The sequence below is a fragment of the Anabaenopsis tanganyikae CS-531 genome, assembly GCF_029891675.1.
GTDB classification, from domain to species: domain Bacteria; phylum Cyanobacteriota; class Cyanobacteriia; order Cyanobacteriales; family Nostocaceae; genus Anabaenopsis; species Anabaenopsis arnoldii.
The window spans coordinates 1-19,565 of sequence record NZ_JANQDF010000178.1; the positions used below are offsets into that span (position 1 = coordinate 1).

Annotated in this window: 17 protein-coding genes and 1 pseudogene; 12 read left to right on the plus strand and 6 right to left on the minus strand. The window is 41.6% G+C overall.

Annotation, left to right across the window (positions count from 1 at the left end):
• The 3 genes from NWP22_RS17280 to NWP22_RS17290 form a co-directional block, all read left to right on the plus strand.
• The coding region (locus NWP22_RS17280) for a zinc ribbon domain-containing protein (RefSeq protein ID WP_280802152.1) at window positions 1-618 on the plus strand (618 nt) is incomplete at its 5' end.
• Between the two features lie 47 nt (window positions 619-665).
• The gene (locus NWP22_RS17285; protein ID WP_280802153.1) at window positions 666-1,454 is read left to right on the plus strand and encodes a tryptophan-rich sensory protein; all 789 of its coding nucleotides are present in this window, start codon (window positions 666-668) and stop codon (window positions 1,452-1,454) included.
• Window positions 1,455-2,660, plus strand: coding sequence for a DUF4336 domain-containing protein (locus tag NWP22_RS17290; RefSeq protein ID WP_280802154.1), 1,206 nt, complete (start codon window positions 1,455-1,457; stop codon window positions 2,658-2,660).
• Between the two features lie 105 nt (window positions 2,661-2,765).
• Here NWP22_RS17290 and NWP22_RS17295 read toward each other — a convergent pair whose 3' ends face one another.
• Entirely contained in the window at window positions 2,766-4,118 is a 1,353-nt protein-coding gene (locus tag NWP22_RS17295) for a helix-hairpin-helix domain-containing protein (RefSeq protein ID WP_280802155.1), read from the minus strand.
• Between the two features lie 399 nt (window positions 4,119-4,517).
• Here NWP22_RS17295 and NWP22_RS17300 point away from each other — a divergent pair, with 399 nt between their 5' ends.
• The 6 genes from NWP22_RS17300 to NWP22_RS17325 all read left to right on the plus strand — a co-directional run bounded on the left by NWP22_RS17300 (window position 4,518) and on the right by NWP22_RS17325 (window position 6,679).
• Window positions 4,518-4,871, plus strand: a complete 354-nt coding sequence (locus NWP22_RS17300) for a XisI protein (protein ID WP_271732953.1) — start codon at window positions 4,518-4,520, stop codon at window positions 4,869-4,871.
• Between the two features lie 5 nt (window positions 4,872-4,876).
• Complete coding sequence (locus NWP22_RS17305; protein ID WP_280793627.1) at window positions 4,877-5,125, plus strand: hypothetical protein; 249 nt, start codon at window positions 4,877-4,879, stop codon at window positions 5,123-5,125.
• 138 nt (window positions 5,126-5,263) lie between these two features.
• Entirely contained in the window at window positions 5,264-5,500 is a 237-nt protein-coding gene (locus NWP22_RS17310) for a hypothetical protein (protein ID WP_271732950.1), read from the plus strand.
• A gap of 164 nt (window positions 5,501-5,664) precedes the next feature.
• A complete protein-coding gene (locus NWP22_RS17315; protein WP_280793628.1) occupies window positions 5,665-5,910 on the plus strand; it encodes a UPF0175 family protein in 246 nt (81 codons plus the stop codon).
• Complete coding sequence (locus NWP22_RS17320; RefSeq protein WP_280802156.1) at window positions 5,907-6,404, plus strand: PIN domain-containing protein; 498 nt, start codon at window positions 5,907-5,909, stop codon at window positions 6,402-6,404. Before NWP22_RS17315 ends, NWP22_RS17320 begins: the two co-directional genes overlap by 4 nt.
• 59 nt (window positions 6,405-6,463) lie before the next feature.
• Window positions 6,464-6,679, plus strand: a complete 216-nt coding sequence (locus NWP22_RS17325; protein ID WP_280793630.1) for a type I restriction enzyme subunit R domain-containing protein — start codon at window positions 6,464-6,466, stop codon at window positions 6,677-6,679.
• Window positions 6,680-7,244: 565 nt separating this feature from the next.
• Here NWP22_RS17325 and NWP22_RS17330 read toward each other — a convergent pair.
• Window positions 7,245-9,284, minus strand: a pseudogene (locus NWP22_RS17330) (GUN4 domain-containing protein); the annotation flags it as partial.
• Between the two features lie 820 nt (window positions 9,285-10,104).
• On the opposite strand from NWP22_RS17330, the gene NWP22_RS17335 reads away from it, so the two are divergent.
• A complete protein-coding gene (locus NWP22_RS17335) occupies window positions 10,105-10,314 on the plus strand; it encodes a hypothetical protein (protein WP_280802157.1) in 210 nt (69 codons plus the stop codon).
• Window positions 10,315-10,479: 165 nt separating this feature from the next.
• Window positions 10,480-11,088 (plus strand): 30S ribosomal protein S4, encoded by a 609-nt coding sequence (gene rpsD / locus NWP22_RS17340; RefSeq protein ID WP_271732942.1) that lies wholly within the window; start codon window positions 10,480-10,482, stop codon window positions 11,086-11,088.
• 106 nt (window positions 11,089-11,194) lie between these two features.
• Here the strand turns inward: rpsD and kdpC are convergent, their stop codons facing one another.
• The 3 genes from kdpC to kdpA all read right to left on the minus strand — a co-directional run bounded on the left by kdpC (window position 11,195) and on the right by kdpA (window position 15,758).
• Entirely contained in the window at window positions 11,195-11,788 is a 594-nt protein-coding gene (kdpC, locus tag NWP22_RS17345) for a K(+)-transporting ATPase subunit C (protein WP_280802158.1), read from the minus strand.
• A 101-nt stretch (window positions 11,789-11,889) separates the two neighbouring features.
• Window positions 11,890-14,013 carry a potassium-transporting ATPase subunit KdpB gene (gene kdpB, locus NWP22_RS17350; protein ID WP_280802159.1) on the minus strand — a complete coding sequence of 708 codons (2,124 nt, stop codon included), beginning with the start codon at window positions 14,011-14,013 and terminating at the stop codon, window positions 11,890-11,892.
• Window positions 14,014-14,054: 41 nt separating this feature from the next.
• A complete protein-coding gene (gene kdpA / locus NWP22_RS17355; RefSeq protein WP_271732936.1) occupies window positions 14,055-15,758 on the minus strand; it encodes a potassium-transporting ATPase subunit KdpA in 1,704 nt (567 codons plus the stop codon).
• Window positions 15,759-16,353: 595 nt separating this feature from the next.
• On the opposite strand from kdpA, the gene NWP22_RS17360 reads away from it, so the two are divergent.
• The gene (locus NWP22_RS17360; protein ID WP_271732934.1) at window positions 16,354-16,722 is read left to right on the plus strand and encodes a hypothetical protein; all 369 of its coding nucleotides are present in this window, start codon (window positions 16,354-16,356) and stop codon (window positions 16,720-16,722) included.
• Between the two features lie 78 nt (window positions 16,723-16,800).
• Here the strand turns inward: NWP22_RS17360 and priA are convergent, their stop codons facing one another.
• Window positions 16,801-19,302 (minus strand): primosomal protein N', encoded by a 2,502-nt coding sequence (gene priA / locus NWP22_RS17365; RefSeq protein WP_271732932.1) that lies wholly within the window; start codon window positions 19,300-19,302, stop codon window positions 16,801-16,803.
• Between the last annotated feature and the right edge of the window lie 263 nt (window positions 19,303-19,565).

Sequence of the window (19,565 nt, forward strand, 5' to 3'; positions counted from 1 at the left end):
GAGAATGTCTTAGAGATTGCAACGGGAGACATCGGACGCATACAAAGATTGTGTCAGCACCTTGATAATCTCATCAGCCGTTCTACCAAAACAAGATGCCGTCAACGTAGAAAGATGCGTATTGCTGCTAATCGTGTCAGAGAAAGAATTGAGAATTTAATTAAAGATTTGCATAACAAAGCTGTTAACTTGCTTGTTAATTCCTACAAAGTAATTTACTTACCAACCTTTGATTCTAGTCAAATGGTGATTAAAAGACGTAGCGGGAAGAAACGCAGAATAAACAGTAAGTCTGTACGGCAAATGCTGACTCTTTCTCATTACAAATTTGAGCGACATCTCAAGCAAGCTGCACAAAGAAAAGGTGTAATAGTCGTTCTTTGTAACGAATCATATACGTCAAAAACCTGTGGTAACTGCGGTCATGTTCATTATAAACTAGGTGGAAACAAAGTTTTTAAATGTCCACATTGCGGAATTCAGGTTTCTCGTGATGTAAATGGCGCACGCAATATTTTATTGTGTGCTTTGCAAGCAACTGCCTTTACCGTGACCCATGATTCTATCGTGCTTTCTGACAAGTCAGAATTGACGGATGCCGTAGTTAATGTAGTTTAATCGCTTTGATTAGCTTAAAAGTTGCACATAAATCTTATGATTCTCTTATGCAGAATTCAACATCTGGAAATGATGGGGATTTGATCAGGCAAGTTGCGACTTTGAGCGCCATTATTGCCGGTTTTGTCGTCAACGTAGTATCTAATATTTATCCGCTCCGGGGATTGACTATAGGAGAAATTTCTAATACTTTCTTCGCTAATGTCCTGATTATCCCCGCTAACTATGCTTTTGCTATTTGGGGACTGATTTATCTAGGTTTATTCACTTTCGGAATTTATCAATTTCTCCCCAACCACAGGTATGATGACGATTTACGCAAAAGCGGGTACTTGTTGGTGATTGCCTCTGCGGCTCAAATTATCTGGGTATATCTTTTCCTCTCCCAACTCTTTACCCTGTCTGCGATCGCCATACTCTTAATTCTCATACCACTCATTGCTATCTATTTGCGCTTAGGCATTGGCAAAAAATCTGTTTCTCAAATCAAGAGGTGGTGTGTTCACTTCCCTATCAGTATTTATCTGGGCTGGATTAGTGTAGCAACTATTGTTAATGTAGCCTCTGCTTTGTATTTTCACCGTTGGCAAGGCTGGGGGATTTCTCCTGAAATATGGACTGCTATGATGTTATTAGTGGCTTTTACTGTTGCCGCCCTCATTCTCACCCAACACCGAGACTTTGCCTATACAGGAGTCACAGTTTGGGCATTGGTGGCGATCGCAATCAAGCACTGGCAAAATTCTTTACTGAGAAACCTGGCACTAATTTTCGCCATCGTCTTAGTGGCAATAATCACAATTAACAGTGTAAAACCTCAACGTCCACGCACATAAATGGAACAACCCAGTACTCATCCCCGAGATTGGTCATGGCACTTCTGGCCCGCTGTACCTCTATATCCCTACGGTAAACGGCGGACAATTTGCTCAGAAATACTTAAAGATACTATCTGGACATTCGATCAGCTTCAAGGCATTCTCTACACTGTTGTGCCGATTCGGATGACCGTGGTTAAACTAGCACAGGGTGGGCTTCTGGTTTACGCCCCAGTGGCTCCCACTCCTGAATGTGTCCGCCTCGTTAACAACTTAGTCACACAACACGGCCATGTTAAATACATTATTCTCCCCACTAGCTCCGGTCTAGAACATAAGGTTTTTGTCGGTCCTTTTGCTCGCCGCTTCCCCCAAGCACAGGTTTTTGTTGCTCCCCATCAATGGAGTTTCCCCATCAATTTACCCCTAAGTTGGCTGGGTTTTCCCCCACAACGGACTCAGGTACTCCCAGAAGATAGTAGTCACAGTCCTTTTGCTGATGAGTTCGATTATCAGGTACTAGATATCAACTTGGGACGCGGTTCATTTGTAGAAGTGGCATTTTTTCACAAGCGATCGCACACCCTACTTCTCACTGACTCCATACTGTCCATACCCGAAGAACCACCCCCAATCACCCAATTAGACCCTTACCCCTTACTATTCCATGCTCGCGATCATGCAGGGGAAACCATCACAGATCATCCAGAAAATCGCCGCAAGGGATGGCAACGTATTTCACTATTTGCAGTCTACTTTAGTCCTCATTCCTTAGCAACCACTGGATTAGGGGAAATGTTACGGGATGCTTTCCAAGCACCAGACCATTCACCAAAAGCTTACTTTGGTTTATTTCCCTTTCGGTGGCGAGAAGATTGGCAAAAGTCTTTCTATACCCTCCAAGGTAATGGACGACCCTTTGTAGCCCCCATCCTCCAAGTTCTCATTTTACCCCAAGCACCTCAACAAGTCCTAACGTGGGCTGAACAAGTAGCAACCTGGGATTTTCGCCAGATTATTGCTTGTCATTTTGACTCCCCTATTTCAGCCAGTCCCCATCAATTCCGCCAAGCATTCGATTTTCTCCACAAGCAACCCCCTTTCAGCGAAGATTCTGGAAACCTAAACCAGCACCTCTCCCCCGAAGATATGCAATTCATCAGGGAAATTGAGGCCACTCTCCTCAAGCAAGGTATTGCAAAGCCACCTCAAGAGAAAATATAGGACTCGTATTTGAGTTGAGAAATTATCAGTGAGGAAAGGGAATAGGGAACAGGGAACAGGGAACAGGGAATTGGTGTGTACTTCATGAGCCTGAAAAAGGCTTTATTAACTGCCTGTGAGGGATTTAATATTTGCGTTAAATCTAGCATTTTGCAAAGCTTCCACTGTACTCTGAGAATCTTGAACGCAATATTGCCAACCAAAGCGAACCAATTCCCGAGCAGTTTCTGATTGTATAATTCCCACCACCGGAATTTTTGCCCTTTCTTTGTCCCCTGTATGTTCTTGTAAAATCGTCCTTAAATTATGCATGGTCTGGATATCACTTACTTGTTGCGGATTCAGTTCCACCATCACCATTTGCACTTGCTCAACTCTTTCTATGTCTTCAACAATCAGTTGATTTTGATCATCTCGCCGATCTACTTTACCCCAGACAATTAACCTCGCATCAACTTCCAGTTGCTCACTGATGCGTTCATAGGTTTTGGCAAAAACCACCGCTTCCGATTGTCCAGTTAAATCCTCTATTTGTAAAATTGCCATCTGGTCGCCTTTCTTAGTCATCACTTTTTTGACATTGTTCAGCATCACCACGGCACAAACTTTTGTATCTTTTGTTTGTTCTTTAAATTGTGAAAGGTTAATCGGAGTCAGCAGCGATGCTGCTGGCTTTAAGGACTTTAAGGGATGATCTGATACATAAAAACCCAGTAATTCCTTTTCCATGCGTAACTTCTCCTGGGGCATAAAATCAGCCACAGGTTCAGCTTTAGGAACTGTTTCAAAACTATTGTTCCCTGTTTGCTTACTAGTACTATTACTAGTACCTAAGTAATCAAAAAGATTACCCTGACCTATAGCCCTATCTTTGGCGCGGGATTGCGCCCAATCATAAACTAGTTCTAAATCACGGATTAATTGGTGACGATTTGATTCAATTTTATCAAAAGCTCCACACTGGATCAAAGATTCCACAGTCCGCCGGTTAATAGCACGCAAATCCACGCGATCGCAAAAATCCCCCAGAGACTGAAAATCACCCCCCTCATTTCTCGCTGACAAAATACAGGCGATCGCATTTTGTCCCACATTCCGCACCGCTGTAAATCCAAATAATAAAATCTTTCCATCTATCGGTGTAAAATCCAGACCAGAACGATTAATATCCGGGGCATCTATTGTAATCCCCATATTAGCGCAGTTATTAATATACTTCTGCACCTTATCCGTATCGCCACTGTTCGCCGTCAACAGTGCCGCCATATACTCCAACGGATAATTAGCCTTTAAATACGCAGTTTGATAAGTTACATATCCATAGGCGGTGGAATGAGACTTATTGAAACAATTAGAGGCTATCAGACCATTTTTAATCACAAAATTATGGTCACCCTCAACCCCAATATCATAAACATTTTCTCCACCTACAAATTTACGTCCAGTGATTTTGACCATTTTTACCCACCCATCATCTATACCCAGTTTAAGGTGTTGGTGCTTTTGCAGTGTAACACTACTTGATCTTTGAGCGGTTTTCTGTAGCTGCTTCTAGGGGCGATCGCATTTCATCAACTGCTATATAAATCCTAGACAAGTCTAGACATTTAGAGCTGGGAAAGAGGGAGCAAGGGAGAGGGGAAGCAGGGTAGAGGCGAGTTTATGATAATAAAGCTGTGACTGGCATTTAAAATTTTTTAGAATGAAAGTGTTAATTACTCAATTTACTATGGACAAAAGATTGTTGTAGAAATTAAGAGTTTTGTGGGCAAGTCGCTGAAAATCTGTACAGGTAGTAAGTAATGAAAATAACGTTTTGTTAATAGTTGTAGATATGGAAAAGGAGGTAATAAAACAATGGATAAGCTAGAAAAATACCGTGAGGCGATTCAGAAAATATTGACTGAATATTATCAAATGACCAAGAATCAAGATAGAGAAAATCGAGAAATTGAAGCAAGTGATCGCTTGGCTTTTGACGAAGCAAGAGACCAATATCTTTGGTTTCGGTTTGGCTGGGATGATAAAAAGTTAGTCCAGCATATCATCATGTATCTGTGCATTAAAAATGGCAAAATTTGGGTAGAAGAAGACGCAACAAATTTATGTGTTGTTGACGACTTATTATCAGCCGGAATACCCCAAAGTGATATTGTTTTAGGCTTTCATCATCCCAATAAACGGGGTTTGACAGAATTTGCTACCGCATGAGGAGCATGGGGGACTCAAATCTTGCACGACTCCGTATAAACCCAGATAATCTAAAAATATGCGCGTTGGCAACTTTGGAGGAAGTGAAGGAACAGGATTATTCTTTAAATCCTGGGCGGTATGTGGGGGTGGTGATAGAGGAAGATGGGAAAACGCAAGAGGAGTTTATTGAGGAGATTTTAGAGTTAAATCAAGAGGTGCATTTGTTAGAGGGGATTATTGCACATAATATAGCAATCCTAAATGATTCATGAACAATTTCTGTTCCCTGTTCCCTGTTCCCTGTTCCCTTTCCTCAGTGATAATTTCTCAAGTCAAATAGGATGACTATATTAAAGAGATTGCGGGGGATAATTAGCTTATCATTAAGTAAAGAGTAAAGGAATAAATCTATGAATACTCGTGAAGTTGTGGTTAATAAGTTACAACAATTACCAGATCCTCTGGTATCGAGGGTAGATGAGTTTATTGATTTCTTGATTGCACAACAGCAAAATCAAGCAGTTAATGTTCAATCTTCAGAATCTTTAACGGATAGGTGGAAGCGGTGGTTTGAAAAGGTTGATCAATTATCTATATTAAATCATGAACCGCAGAATGAGTATCAACAACGTTTGCTGGAAAAATAATGAAGTATTAATAAAGTAAATAATATTCTCAAACAAACACGCGATCGCCTCCTAACTCGTCTCATCTCTGGTAAACTTTCAGTAGAATACTTAGACATTCAATTCCCACCCAGCATGAGAGAAAAATTAGAATAAACATATATTAGGACTTGGAGTTTTCTCAAATGAGCGTCATAATTCCCAATGATATCCTTAGAGCTTCAAACATGACTGAAGACGAACTCAAATTAGAAATTGCCATTTTGCTTTACCAACAAGGTAAAATTAGCAGTGGTAAAGTCCGAGCATGGACAGGAATCACAGTCCTAGAATTTCAGCATCAACTAGCAAAACGAGGTTTACACATTAACTATGATGTTGAAGATTTTCAATCTGATATCAAGACACTGCAATCAATGGGTTTACTGTGATTATAGTTAGCGATACATCACCAATTACAAACTTAGCAGCAATTGGTCAGTTAGATTTATTGCGACAGTTGTATAGTAGGGTGATCATCCCGGAAGCTGTATATAACGAAATGGTTGACATAAATAAAATTGTCCCTGGTGCAGTAGAAGTACAAACTTTATCTTGGATACACACACAGACAGTTATTAATTCTCTACAAGTGACAGAAATTCAAGAAAATAATCAAAGTATTCACTTGGGAGAAGCTGAAGCCATTATTTTATCCTTAGAAATGAAAGCTGATTTGCTGTTAATGGATGAACGCAGAGGAAGAATAGTAGCTACCAATTATGGAATAAATATAACAGGTCTGTTGGGAGTGTTAATACAAGCCAAAAAACAGGAACTAATTCCAGCTATTAAACCATTGATTGATCAGTTAATTACCCAGGCCAACTTTAGAGTTAATCCTCAATTATACACTGTTGTATTACAAGCATCTAACGAAATTTAAAACTTATTTATCAGGAGAAATGACAAAATTAACCAGCCCACTGTTAAAATTTGTACATAATGAATACCCTTGATGCTCAAGGTCATGATATCGAATATCAATTTAAAGATCGAGAAAATCCCCTGCGTTTAGTGTTTGTTTGTGCCATGTGGTTAACAGGTTTTGATGTACCAACTTTATCTACTATTTACCTACATAAACCCATGAAAGATCACACACTAATGCAAACTATAGCCCGTGCGAATCGCGTTAGAGGGGCAAACTGGGTAGTTTAATTTTTTTAATTACTTTGTTAGCTATAGAAAATATGCGATCCCCAACCCCTCCCGTGACAAAGCTATGCATTACCCACATCTTTCTTAATAATCTTGAAACATTTATGTGGTAATGGTTTCAACGCTTGAAAATTTCCCTACTCTTGATAAAACCCTTATTTTCTTGAGAATCATCAACGGAGGATTAAGGTTTGTGGGTTTGCGAGCGATCGCTCTCACGAATGTTAAGAAAGATCCGGGTAATAGATAGGCTATATATGGGGGTGTTGAATTAGTTTTAATTTTGTCGAGAAGTGGGGGATATGTATAAGGTGGTTAAAACAATTGTCCTTGTTGCGCGTCTGGTTGGTTTTGAGCTGCTAGGCGGGAAATTTCGCCCCAGGAAATTACCAGACTGTTGTAAGCGATCGCCTCCTCCCTCACTGTCTAAAGCCTGGCTTCCGTGCCTTTTTTGCGATTTTCTTGTGAGAATCTCTATAGCTTACAGCACTTTTCAAGTAAATAAAGTACACACCTTAATATCATAAATCTTGTGGGGTGGGCATCCTGCCCGCCCTTTTGTAACTCACTCAGAAGATAAAGGTAAAGCTTTTATATTGTGCCAATCATCTCTTTCTAGTATTGGTTTCAAATAAGATTTTACAATATAACCATTGTGCTTTTCATATTTATGAAACCAAAAAGCAGGTAGATGTCCTTTGCGTGATTGATCAAGTTCAAAAACTAATTTATCATAGTCTTTCCAACTAAACGCACCCAGGACACCAATCCCTAAAAATGCTTTTCCACGCCAACCTAATGCTTCTCCAAACTTACCAATTTCTTTATTGATATCAGATTGGTGAAAAATATCTCTTTGGACTTGGAAACCAAACTTACCTTGACTGTAATGATACCATAACTGATCAATTTGATTGATATCTTTGGCAAATATCTTGCTAGTGTCGTCTTTAATCTCTCTATTTAATAACTCTGAAATTATATATTCTGTTTCTGCATCTGCTTCTCTCCATTTCTTTTCTGCTAGTAGACACTTTAAATCTTCATAGTTAATTTCAGGGAAAGCATTGGAAATTTCTAGTCTTAATTTTTCTTTGACAGTTGCTTCTGATACATCCTTGGGGAAGTAATCATCTCTTTCTTGACGCAATTTATTAAGTAAATCATCTGGAGGAATGAGACTAAATTTAGATTCATGTTTATATTCATAATAGAAACAAGCCGCATGACCTAGACCATAAATCATTAAGGCTTTACTGCCCACTTTTAGGAGTTTATTAATGTAACCCAACTTTAACCAATCTATTCCTATATCTATTAGTTTTTCTCCTAAGAAAATAAAGCCAAATATAAATAAAGCTTCTTGTTTTCTTTCAGGAGCATCTATATTAAATCCATAAATCTCTGCGATTTGACAAACCATCTCTGCCCCTAATTTGGCTATTTTTGGCAGATCAATCCCCTCTGCTCCTAATCCATCTAAAATATTATTAACCGTTGCTACCACATCTCCAATTAATTCTAATCCTGCTGCTTGTAAGGATTTATGAATAATTAGTCTCTGTGCTATTTCACGGGGAGTTTTATCTCGGACTCTTGTGATTAATCTTGTAACTGATTTACTAGCTGCGCGGAAATTAATATCACAAATAGATTCAGCAATCCATTTTGTTAAATCTTCCCAAGCATCATTATTTGCTGCTTTTTTTAGCTTAGATAATTCAGTATTTTGATCTACTGTTATACGCAGATAGTTAATATTTTCTTCTGTAATTCTTTTTCTTTCTCCAGGTGACAAAACTGGTGGTTGTTCATCATCTTCTTCATAACCATCATCCTCTTCATCACCTTCATCATTGTTGTCAGATAAATGCCTTTGCCAAATCTCGATGGTGCTATCATCACTCCCAGAGGCTAAGGTTTGACCATCGGGGCTGAAGGCTACTGAACGAACCCAATCTGAATGTCCGGTGAGGGTGGCGATTGACCGCCGAGTGGCGACATCCCACAGTTTGATATCATCCCAACTCCCAGAAGCTAAGGTTTGACCATCCGGACTGAAGGCTACGGACAAAACCCCTCTTGAATGTCCCTTGAGGGTGGCTATTTCCCTCCCCGTGGCGACATCCCACAGTTTGATGGTTTCATCCCAACTCCCAGAAGCTAAGGTGCGACCATCCGGACTGAAGGCTACTGAACGAACCCAATCTGAATGTCCCTTGACGGTGGCTATTTCCCTCCCCGTAGCGACATCCCACAATTTAATGGTTTCATCGCCACTCCCAGAAGCTAAGGTGCGACCATCGGGGCTGAAGGCTACTGAATTAACCCAATTTGAATGTCCCTTGAGGGTGGCTATTTCCCTCCCCGTGGCGACATCCCATAGTTTGATGGTTTCATCCCAACTCCCAGAGGAAGCCATGGTTTGACCATCAGGGTTGAAGGCTACTGAAATAACCGACCATGAATGTCCCTTGAGGGTGGCGATTGACCGCCGAGTGGCGACATCCCACAGTTTGATATCATCCCCACTCCCAGAAGCTAAGGTTTGACCATCGGGGCTAAATGGTACGGACAAAACCCCTCTTGAATGTCCGGTGAGGGTATAGTTTAACCAGGGTAAGGGCATCTTAAAAATCCTTGACAAAATGAACTTTATGTAATTTGCCTACCCAGATGGCGATTCAGGTATATTTGAGTAGAATTTGCCATCTGAATTGTTAAGCAACAATCGACCAAATCAGAATAGTTACAAACTATTCTGATTGACTGGTAGCATTGGAAATGCCTACACAGCAAGCAGATCACAAAATTTGACAATTATCTCTCAAACTTACTTAACACCTAAATCCTGTTTAGATGTAGCAGCATCTGGGAATCCGTGCAAAATTTGCTTGATAGTTACCATAATTTATACCATTTATTGCGTGGGATGATTTTGATTTTACAACTGCTGCGCAGCCATAAATCTAGTAACAGTGCGTAGGGTCAATGTTACTGAAAACTAGTCGATATTTAACGTATTTTGAATCAAATTAGACCGATAATATCACATTTAATTTGCAATCATATGTAAATAAATATTTTTTTGATACCTAAGCCTCTGCAACACTATTTAGGTAATCTTGTCATCTATCTAAAGATAGATTTTTGGGAATATAAAACTATTTCGCCGGTACTGGGTTCAATATTTATGATATCTGGGTAAATTTCCTGTGTGTTAAGCGAACTGCTTGCAGCAGCGATCGCGCTATCGCATCCCGTCAAGACCATCCAATACATGATCTTCGGTGTCACACAGATCCCCGACTTCTGGACAAATTATATGAGATTATGCCAATTATCTAAGAAGTCGGGGACCTTACCCTTTAACAGCAGCGCTTGGCTATTGCATCCCGTCAACACCATCCAATACATGATCTTCGGTGTCAGATTTATCTGACTTTAGCTTTGAGACGGGGGTTTCTAACCCCCGGCTCCCCGTGTGGCATCAAACGGAATTTTTCAACCCACAGCAGCAGCGCTTCGCGATCGCCTTTAACAGCAGCGCTTGGCTATCGCATCCCGTCAAGATAATCAAATACATGATCTTCGGTGTCACACAGATCCCCGACTTCTCACATAATCAGAGATAATCTAGGATAATTTAGCTAGAAGTCCGGGAACTGACTCATGAGATCGACAAAGGCTATAACTTCGTCAGCAGTTTCAGATCGCCAGGAATTTCCTGATGTATAATCAGGAAAGTGTCAAAATTCAATGTCTAGTTAAAAGTTAACAGGAATAGATTAAGGAAACTCATGTCCCGATACAGAGGGCCACGCCTCAGAATTGTACGTCGCTTAGGCGAATTGCCAGGATTAAGTCGTAAAAGTGCTAGACGCGCCTATCCACCAGGACAGCATGGTCAGAACCGCAAAAAACGCTCTGAGTATGCAGTTCGTCTAGAAGAAAAGCAAAAGATTCGGATGAACTACGGTTTAACCGAAAAGCAACTGTTGCGCTATGTACGTAAAGCTAGACGCGTCACCGGTTCCACCGGACAAGTGCTGCTACAACTGCTAGAAATGCGCTTGGACAACACCGTTTTTCGTTTGGGGATGGCTCCCACCATTCCAGCCGCCCGCCAACTGGTAAATCACGGTCACGTAACAGTTAACGGTCGCAGAGTCAATATTGCTAGTTATCAGTGTCGTCCCGGGGAAGTCGTTGCAGTCAGAGACCGCGAAGTTTCCCGGAAATTGGTAGAAGCCAATTTGCAATATCCTGGATTAGCCAATCTCCCCAGTCATCTGGAATTTGACAAAGCTAAGTTAACTGGCAAGGTTAACGGCGTTATTGAACGAGAATGGGTAGCATTACAAGTCAATGAGCTGCTCGTGGTGGAATACTACTCACGTCAAGCCTAATTATTTTACCGAGTCATTGGATTGCGGATTGAATCAATTACCCAATCTCATCGCCGCCCCTTTCCCGATCAAGGAGAGGGGCTGACCAATGACCCATCACCTATTTTTATTGAGAGTTAATGTCTTGTAAGTCAAGGGCATAATTCAATCGCAAAACATTGACACCCGGCTCCCCAAAAACCCCCAAAAATCTATTATCAGTATATCGGCTAATTAAACGTATTATTTCATCCTCTTTCACATCCCGGGCGAGAGCCACTCGGCTCAACTGTTGGCGGGCTGCTCTCAAAGAAATATGTGGGTCTAAGCCAGAACCAGAAGCATAAATTAAATCAGCCAGCGGTTGAATATTTTCCTCTTGTAATTCAGTAGCCCGTTCCAAAATTCGCTCTAACAGTGCCGGGTTGCTAGGAGCAAAATTACTTCCTCCTGATATCCCAGTGGGGCTGGCTTGTTTTCCTTGGCTGTATCTCACACTACTGGGACGACCGTGAAAATAACCCTCAGATGTGAATGTCTGACCAATCAAAGCTGAACCAATTGGTTGAGTGTCTAAATTTACCATAACGCTGCCATTGGCTTCAAAAGGAAAGAAGGCTTGACCTATGACCAAGATCCCCAGAGGATAGATGATTGCCGTTAGTAACCAAAGCACTAAGGTCATGCGAAAAGCTGTGATAGTTTCACGAATAAAATCCATAAAAATTTATCGGCGGTGAGTTTCTAGTTCAGAAAAGAATTAATTGACCACAGATGTAGACCCCTGAGCGGTTTTCCATAGGGTCAGAACCTTGGGCTTTTCTATCCCCAACCGGTGGTTGCAATGAGCATATCTATGAATTTAATAGCAAGCAAAGGTGCAATTATTCCACCCAAACCATAAATCAACAGATGGCGCAGCAGCAGTTGATTAGTTTGCAGATATTTTACCTGTACACCTCTCAAAGCTAAGGGAATTAAAGCCGGAATCGTCACAGCATTATAAATTAGTGTGGATATGACAGCCGAATTCGCGCTGGATAAATTCATGATATTTAAACCCTGCAAATGAACAGTGGTAAAAATGAATGGGATAATTAGAAAGTATTTAGTAATATCATTCGCCAGGGAAAATGTAGTCAAAGCACCACGGGTAACTACTAATTGCCGACTAATCCTCACTAGATCAATCAGCTTTGTGGGGTCAGAGTCCAAATCTATGATATCGGCTGCTTCTTTAGCAGCTTGACTACCTGTATTCATGACCACGCCAACATTCGCTTTGAGGAGCGCAGCAGCATCATTAGAGCCGTCTCCTATCATTGCTACTACTTTACCTGCTGTTTGTTCTGTGTGGATAATACTGACTTTATCCTCTGGTGTCGCTTCACCAACAAAGTCATTAACTCCTGCAAGGTTGGCAATCACAGATGTCGTAATCAGGTTGTCCCCAGTCAGTAATATAGTATTGATACCCATGTAGCCTAACTGCTGACAAGCCTCGCAGATACCCGGCTTAATTATGTCTTTCAGGTAAATCACACCATAAATTTCCTCATCTAGACAAACCGCCAGCGGTGTACCTCCCTGTTGGGAAATCTTTTCGCAGACAGAATTCAATTCTGGAGGTGCTTGTCCATTACCCAAACGAATAAATTCTTTAATTGCTGTTACCGCTCCCTTGCGAGCTTTATGTCCCCGCTCGAAGTTTGTGCCACTCATGCGGGTGTCCTCAGAAAATTTTACCCCTAGGGCTTGGTTGAGGTCAAAATCAAGTTGTCCGCCTAAGCTTTGTGCCACTAGTGTAATTGATTTCCCTTCAGATGTATCATCAAATACGCTGGCAGCCAAAGCAATATTAGCCATCTCCTCTAATGAATGGCCATTGAGGGGAATAAACTCCTGTGCCAAGCGGTTGCCAAAGGTGATTGTCCCGGTTTTGTCAAGAATCAGGGTGGTGATATCAGCACAAGCTTCTAGGGCTTCTTCGGAAGTGGCAATGATGTTAAATTGGGCAACCCCATTCATAGCAGCAATACTAATGGTATTGAATAATCCGCCCATGGTGGTGGGAATCAGCGCTACCAACAGGGCTATCAAAATAGGTACACTGACCGGACTACCCACATAGTAAGCAAAAGCCGGCAACGTGGCCACGACTAACAGAGCAACTAAACTCAAAACACCGAGGAAAATCATCAAGGTGATTTCACCCGGTGTTTTACTGCGTTTTGTTCCTGCTAATAAAGCAATCATCCGGTCAATAAACCCTTGATCTGGGTCAGATGTAATGCGAACAATCAGTTCATCAGAGATGATATGGGTACCACCGATCACCGAACTGGCAACATTAGTCCCTGATTCTTTCAGTATTGGTACAGTCTCACCGGTAATTACTGATTCATCTACAGAGGCCATACCCATGATCACTTTGCCATCAGCAGGAATCATATCCCCAGCTACCAAATATATGGTGTCACCTGTTCTCAGACTGGTGGCAGAAACTTGGCAAATTGTGCCATCAGGAGCCAGTTTTTTGGCGATCGCCTCTGACTTTGTAGTTTGCAATACATCTGCTTGGGCTTGCCCCCGTCCCAGTGCCAATGCTTCCGCAAAATTAGCCAGCCAAACCGTGAGAAAGCAAATTCCTGTCAACAATCCGTAAAAAATACGTGGGTGATTTTCCGGGTATAGACCCAATAAGTTGGGCGCAATAGTGAATACTAGGGTGACAACAGTCCCCAGCCAAACCAAAAACATGACTGGATTTTTGACGGCATACCCGGGATGCAGCTTGATAAAAGCATCCCTCATGGCTCTGATATACAGTTTTTTGCGATTTATCTTAGCTTTTTTGAGGGAGGGGCGGCGATGACTAGGTAAAGTTCGGTCTACGCCAGGACGAAAACGTGATGATTTACCTTGAGAGGTAGGTGCAACGTTCATTTGATCTCATATTTAGGAAATGTTGACTAATAACCAATCTTCTAACTAGCCGCAGCTAGTTTGAAACCCTCGGCAATCGGGCCCAACGCCAATACTGGCAAGAAAGCCAGCATTGCCAAAATCACCACTAATCCAGCCGTCGCTACGGTAAATAAAAGCGAATCTGTTTTGAGGGTAATACCGGTTTCTACTGCTTTTGGTTTACGAGATATACCGTCAGCTAACAGCAAAATGGCAATAATCGGAATGTAACGCCCAGCAAACATACTTAAACAGGTACTTAAATTCCACCACAGGGTGTTATTATCCAATCCCTGTAAACTAGACCCATTATTGGCACCAGCAGCCGCATATTCATAAACTACTTGGGAAATGCCGTGAAATCCAGGGTTAGTAATTCCAGACAGGGAAACAGGATAAGCTAATGTAATGGCACTGGGAATTAAAACCACAATGGGATAAATCAGCACCACCACACTACCAAGGATGATTTCTCTTCTTTCAATTTTCCGCCCTAAAAATTGTGGAGTGCGCCCCACTATTAACCCTACTAAGAACAGAGTCAAAATTAGGTAAGTAAATAGGTAAGCTGTCCCAGTTCCCTGACCTCCCCAGATAATGCGCAGGAATAAGCTCGATAAAGTGGAAAATAATCCTGCGGGCATCAATGAATCATGCATCCCGTTCACCGCACCGCACATGGTGGCTGTAGTCATCACCGCCCAGAGTGCTGTTTCTACCCAACCCAATCGAATTTCTTTGCCCTCTAAATTCGGCTGTTCTATTCCCAATGTGCCATTTACCAGGGGATTACCCTGTTGTTCTCCGGTTACTGTCACCCAAATCAGAATCATCAAGGCTACAAATCCCATCCAGAACAGCAGCCAGGCCTGTTTCATATTTTTGGCAAATATGCCATAGGTGTAAATTAAAGATGCAGGAATGGCAATCATGGCCATGGTTTCGATTAAATTAGCAGCCCCATTGGGATTTTCATAGGGGTGGGCTGAGTTAACGCCAAAAAAACCGCCGCCGTTATCACCCAACATTTTAATCATCTCAAACGAGGCTACTGGCCCCCTAGCAATATATTGGGTTCTTCCCTCTAAGGTTTCTACAACCAGGGTTCCAGCTAATGTTTGCGGCACACCGCAGAAAACTAGAGCGATCGCCCCTATAATTGACATTGGTAGTAATATCCTCGTGATGGCACGAGTGACATCAACGTAAAAGTTCCCTAATTTTTTGCCTGTTAACCCCCGAATAAAAGCAATTCCTACCGCTAAACCTGTAGCGGCTGAGGTAAACATCAAAAAGCCTAAAGCTGCTACTTGGCTAAAATAACTTAAGGTTGTTTCACCAGTGTAGTGTTGCTGTCCAGTATTAGTCACAAATGAAACAACTGTGTGCAGCAATATATCCCAGCTAGGCGCATCAAAATCATTGGGATTCCAAGGTAGTAATCTCTGATAGAATATTATCAGGTATACTAAAGTACCCATGCACAGGTTGCTGTACAGCACTGCGCGAATATATTCCCCAACCGTCTGCGGCTTACCGCCGTAGGCATCATCTTTGCTACCCACACCGATTAAAACTAAGCAGCTACGCTCTATAGGGTTGATGAACCAGTCCAGCAGCGTTCTTTCTCCCAGGAAAACACGCGCCATGTACCTTCCCAAAACTGGCACGATCGCTATCACAATACACAGCGTTACGCCGATTTGCAAAAAACTTTGTCCCATCTATTTCGCACCCAACTCAATTTCAATGATAGATTTTATACATATAAAACCCATACTCCCCGGTCTCTTAATATATAACCCGAAATGATTTGGTTTCTCCCTTATTACTATTTTTCATATTCTTTTTCAAGTTTCCGTCAGAAATACTGAAAATCTACTCTGATATGGAGATTAAAAAACTTGTTTTTCTAACTCCCCCACATCAAGCTATGAGGGGTCTCAACCCCCCACAGCTTCAAGTCTGGATGGAGGAACAGGAGCAAATACTCACCCCACAACAACTCAGCCACCTATTCATATCAAAATAGTATTAAAGCCTTTTTCAGGCTCATGAAGTACACACCAATTCCCTATTCCCTATTCGGTGTGTTCCCTCAAAATATTAACTTATATGGATTAAACACTAAGGAAATATGAGGAAAATTAGCAATAATATCTGATGGATTATATAAAGTTTGTAAAGGGGTGAACGGAGCTTAAATCAAAAGTTCATGGAGTCTGGAGCCTACCGGCTGGATTTGGTCTTTAGGTAATTATTTACAGATCATTCAGCAGGATTTAGGTTTTTAATCTTTTGAATAATGCCAGAGTTACTATGTATCAACCATATTTATCTCCCGATGATTTGCCATCCCCAAAAACAATGCAAATGAGCTGCATTTGGCTGAGTCAACTAGAAGAAGCCACCAAAAAAAGCTTTTTCTTGGCTTGTAAGCCTACAGTACGCATTTTGTTATCCAGCTGTCACTGGTATTTCAAGGTCAATAGCGGCATTCTCATGTTAATTTTAGTCTGTCATGATATTAAAAGTTATCAGCACATCATGACTACTATTCCTTATTTAGCCAACCAGTTAAAACGATTTGCCAACCAAGCTAAAATTAGCGTTAGTTCTCCAGTCAATGAAGGTATACCCTGGATGACTCACATCAATGAAGTATGGACTGGGGAAGAATTTATCTAGTATTGAAACACTTCCTACCCCATATCTCCCATGTGTAGCAGTTTGATAACTGCTACATCTTTCAAAGTTTCACATAATTCACATAATATTTAATGGATCTACATCTATAGTTAAACTCACAGCATCAGGACAAAGCGATCGCACTGACTCCCAGTCAGGTAATTTTGGTAGCACATCTGGGGCAAACTTGAGTAATATTTGCCAGCGATAACGGTTAGCTACCCGCATGACACTAGCCGGTGCTGGTCCAAGGATATCAAATCCTGGCTGAGAACTTAAAGCTGTAGCGATAATTTGCGCCGTATTCTGGACTTGAATCACATCTAAACTACTCAAGCGCAATAAAATCAATCTCCCATAAGGAGGATAATTAAGTGCTTGGCGTTGCTCTAATTCAGTTTGACAAAAACACTGATAATCATGTTGTTGTACCGCCCCAATTACCGGATGCTCTGGGGTGTAAGTTTGCACAATCACCCTACCCACATCATCCCCCCTACCCGCACGGCCTGCTACTTGGGTTAGAGTTTGAAATGCGCGTTCACTGGCGCGATAATCTGATAAATGCAGCAAACCATCAGCAGAAACCACACCCACCAGTGTCACTTGGGGTAAATCTAAACCCTTGGTAATCATTTGTGTTCCTACTAATAAATGGGCTTCACCCTTAGCAAATCGAGTTAGTAGGGTACGGTGTGCGCCTTTATTACGGGTGGTATCGCTATCAAAACGAATATAACTTAACTGCGGAAACTGTCTTGCTAATTCTTGGGCGACACGTTGAGTACCGCTACCAAAGAATTTCAGATAAGGTGAACCACATTCAGGGCATTGTTGAGGATGCAATCGCGTATAGTTACAGTAATGACAGCGTAGTAACTGCGGCGCTCCCTCTTCAGTCTGGTGATAGGACAGCGACACATCACAATGGGGACATTCCATCACATAACCACAACTGCGACAAGACACAAAAGTACTGTGTCCCCGGCGATGGATAAATAAAATTCCCTGTTGTTGCTTCTCTTCTAGCTGATGTAAAGCTGATTGTAGCGACCTACTAAATATAGAACGATTTCCCATCTGTAACTCTAGCCGCATATCCACCAATTCCACCGGTGGTAATGGGCGAGAATTAATCCGTTCGGGAAGGGAGAGGTAATAACTAGGAATTGGTGTAGAGGGGTTTGTCAGACCGACCCAACTTTCTAACGAAGGGGTAGCAGAACCTAAAACTAAGGGACAATTTTCTAATTCCCCCCGCCATTGGGCGACGGTGCGCGCATGGTAGGTAGGAATGGGAGAATCTTGTTTAAAGCTGCTGTCGTGTTCTTCGTCTAGGATGATTAAACCTAAATTTGGCAAAGGCGCAAAAATCGCGCTACGAGTCCCGATGACTATTTGCGGTTCCCCGGTGAGCATTTGTCGCCAGGTGTCATAACGTTCCCCTTCCGAAAGACCACTATGATAAACGCTAACTTTAGCTCCGAAACGAGCCCGAAAACGGTCTGTTAGTTGGGGTGTAAGTCCAATTTCTGGAACTAATACCAGGGCGGATTTTCCTTGCTTTAGTAGAGGTGCGATCGCTTGTAAATATACCTCTGTTTTCCCAGAACCTGTAATCCCATGTAACAAGACTTGAGCAAAACCATTCAAACCTTGAATATTTTTTAATGCATTTGCTTGGTGAGGATTTAAGGTTTTGGGGTGATCTTGTGCTAGTGCTAGTCCCTGTTCTGTTCGCAGCACTTCTTTTTCTTCGATGACAATGTAACCTTTTTGTACCATAGTCTTCAGGATCGAAGAACTAGCATTACAAGTTTGTAATAGTTCACTCTGCCACAATTCCCCCCCACGCCGCCGTAATACTTCCAGAATTTCTTGTTGACGCTCGGTTAAATTATCATCAATCGTGCCAATCAAGGTAACAGCTTTCTGTAGTTTTGGTCGATTGAGTCGCGGTGCTTCTAAATAACTTTCTACTAACCCAAATCGCAACAACTCCCGCACACCTTTGTACGCTGTTCTGACTTTTTGTTGCAAGTACACTAGGCTATAGTCTCCTGCTGATTGACCTTGTAAAAGGTTGAAAATTTGTTGGGCTGGGGGACTAAGGAAAGTTAAATCTGAGGAGATTTGTCTTTTTATTTCTGCATCCCCAACTAGGCGGAGCCGACGTTGCGATCGCCCTAGTAATCCCGGTGGTAACGCTACCCGGATCACCTGAATTAAAGGCGTATAGTAATATGCAGCTACTCGATTTAATAATTCCCAATAACTTTTGGGGAAGAACCCTTCGCTGACTATCTCTTCTACATCCTTGATTTTTTCTGGTGGTAGATCAATATTTAGTTCTGCCAATAAACGAATGGCGATCGCTCCTACTTTTTGAGTACCAAATGGTACACTTAAAATATCACCTGGTTTTACTTTTAACTCCCTCGGCAATCTATAAGTAAAAAGTCCCGTAGTTCCTGGACAGTCTACCAACACTTCAATCCATCGATTCACATTTGCTGATTGGTAAGTTTCTCCAGGTTCAGCCACCAGTAAATGCAGCGATTTTATTTGAGTTTTATACATAATTCTGCTACTTTGTCAACAATTTTATGTCTGATTTCTACTTAATTGTTTGGGCGGCACACAGGTTTATCAAAGATTTTTATTTCTCAGAGGTAAAATGTATTTGATCATACTTTTCTCTCCATAATACTTGATGATTTCCCAGTTATGTAATGTACCAGACAATTTTGTCTTAACAATTCGTGGCATAAATATTTAAAATCCTCTATAAAAAATCCAATTATCTTTCCAGGGATTCCGGAAATGGTCTGACTAACTACTAA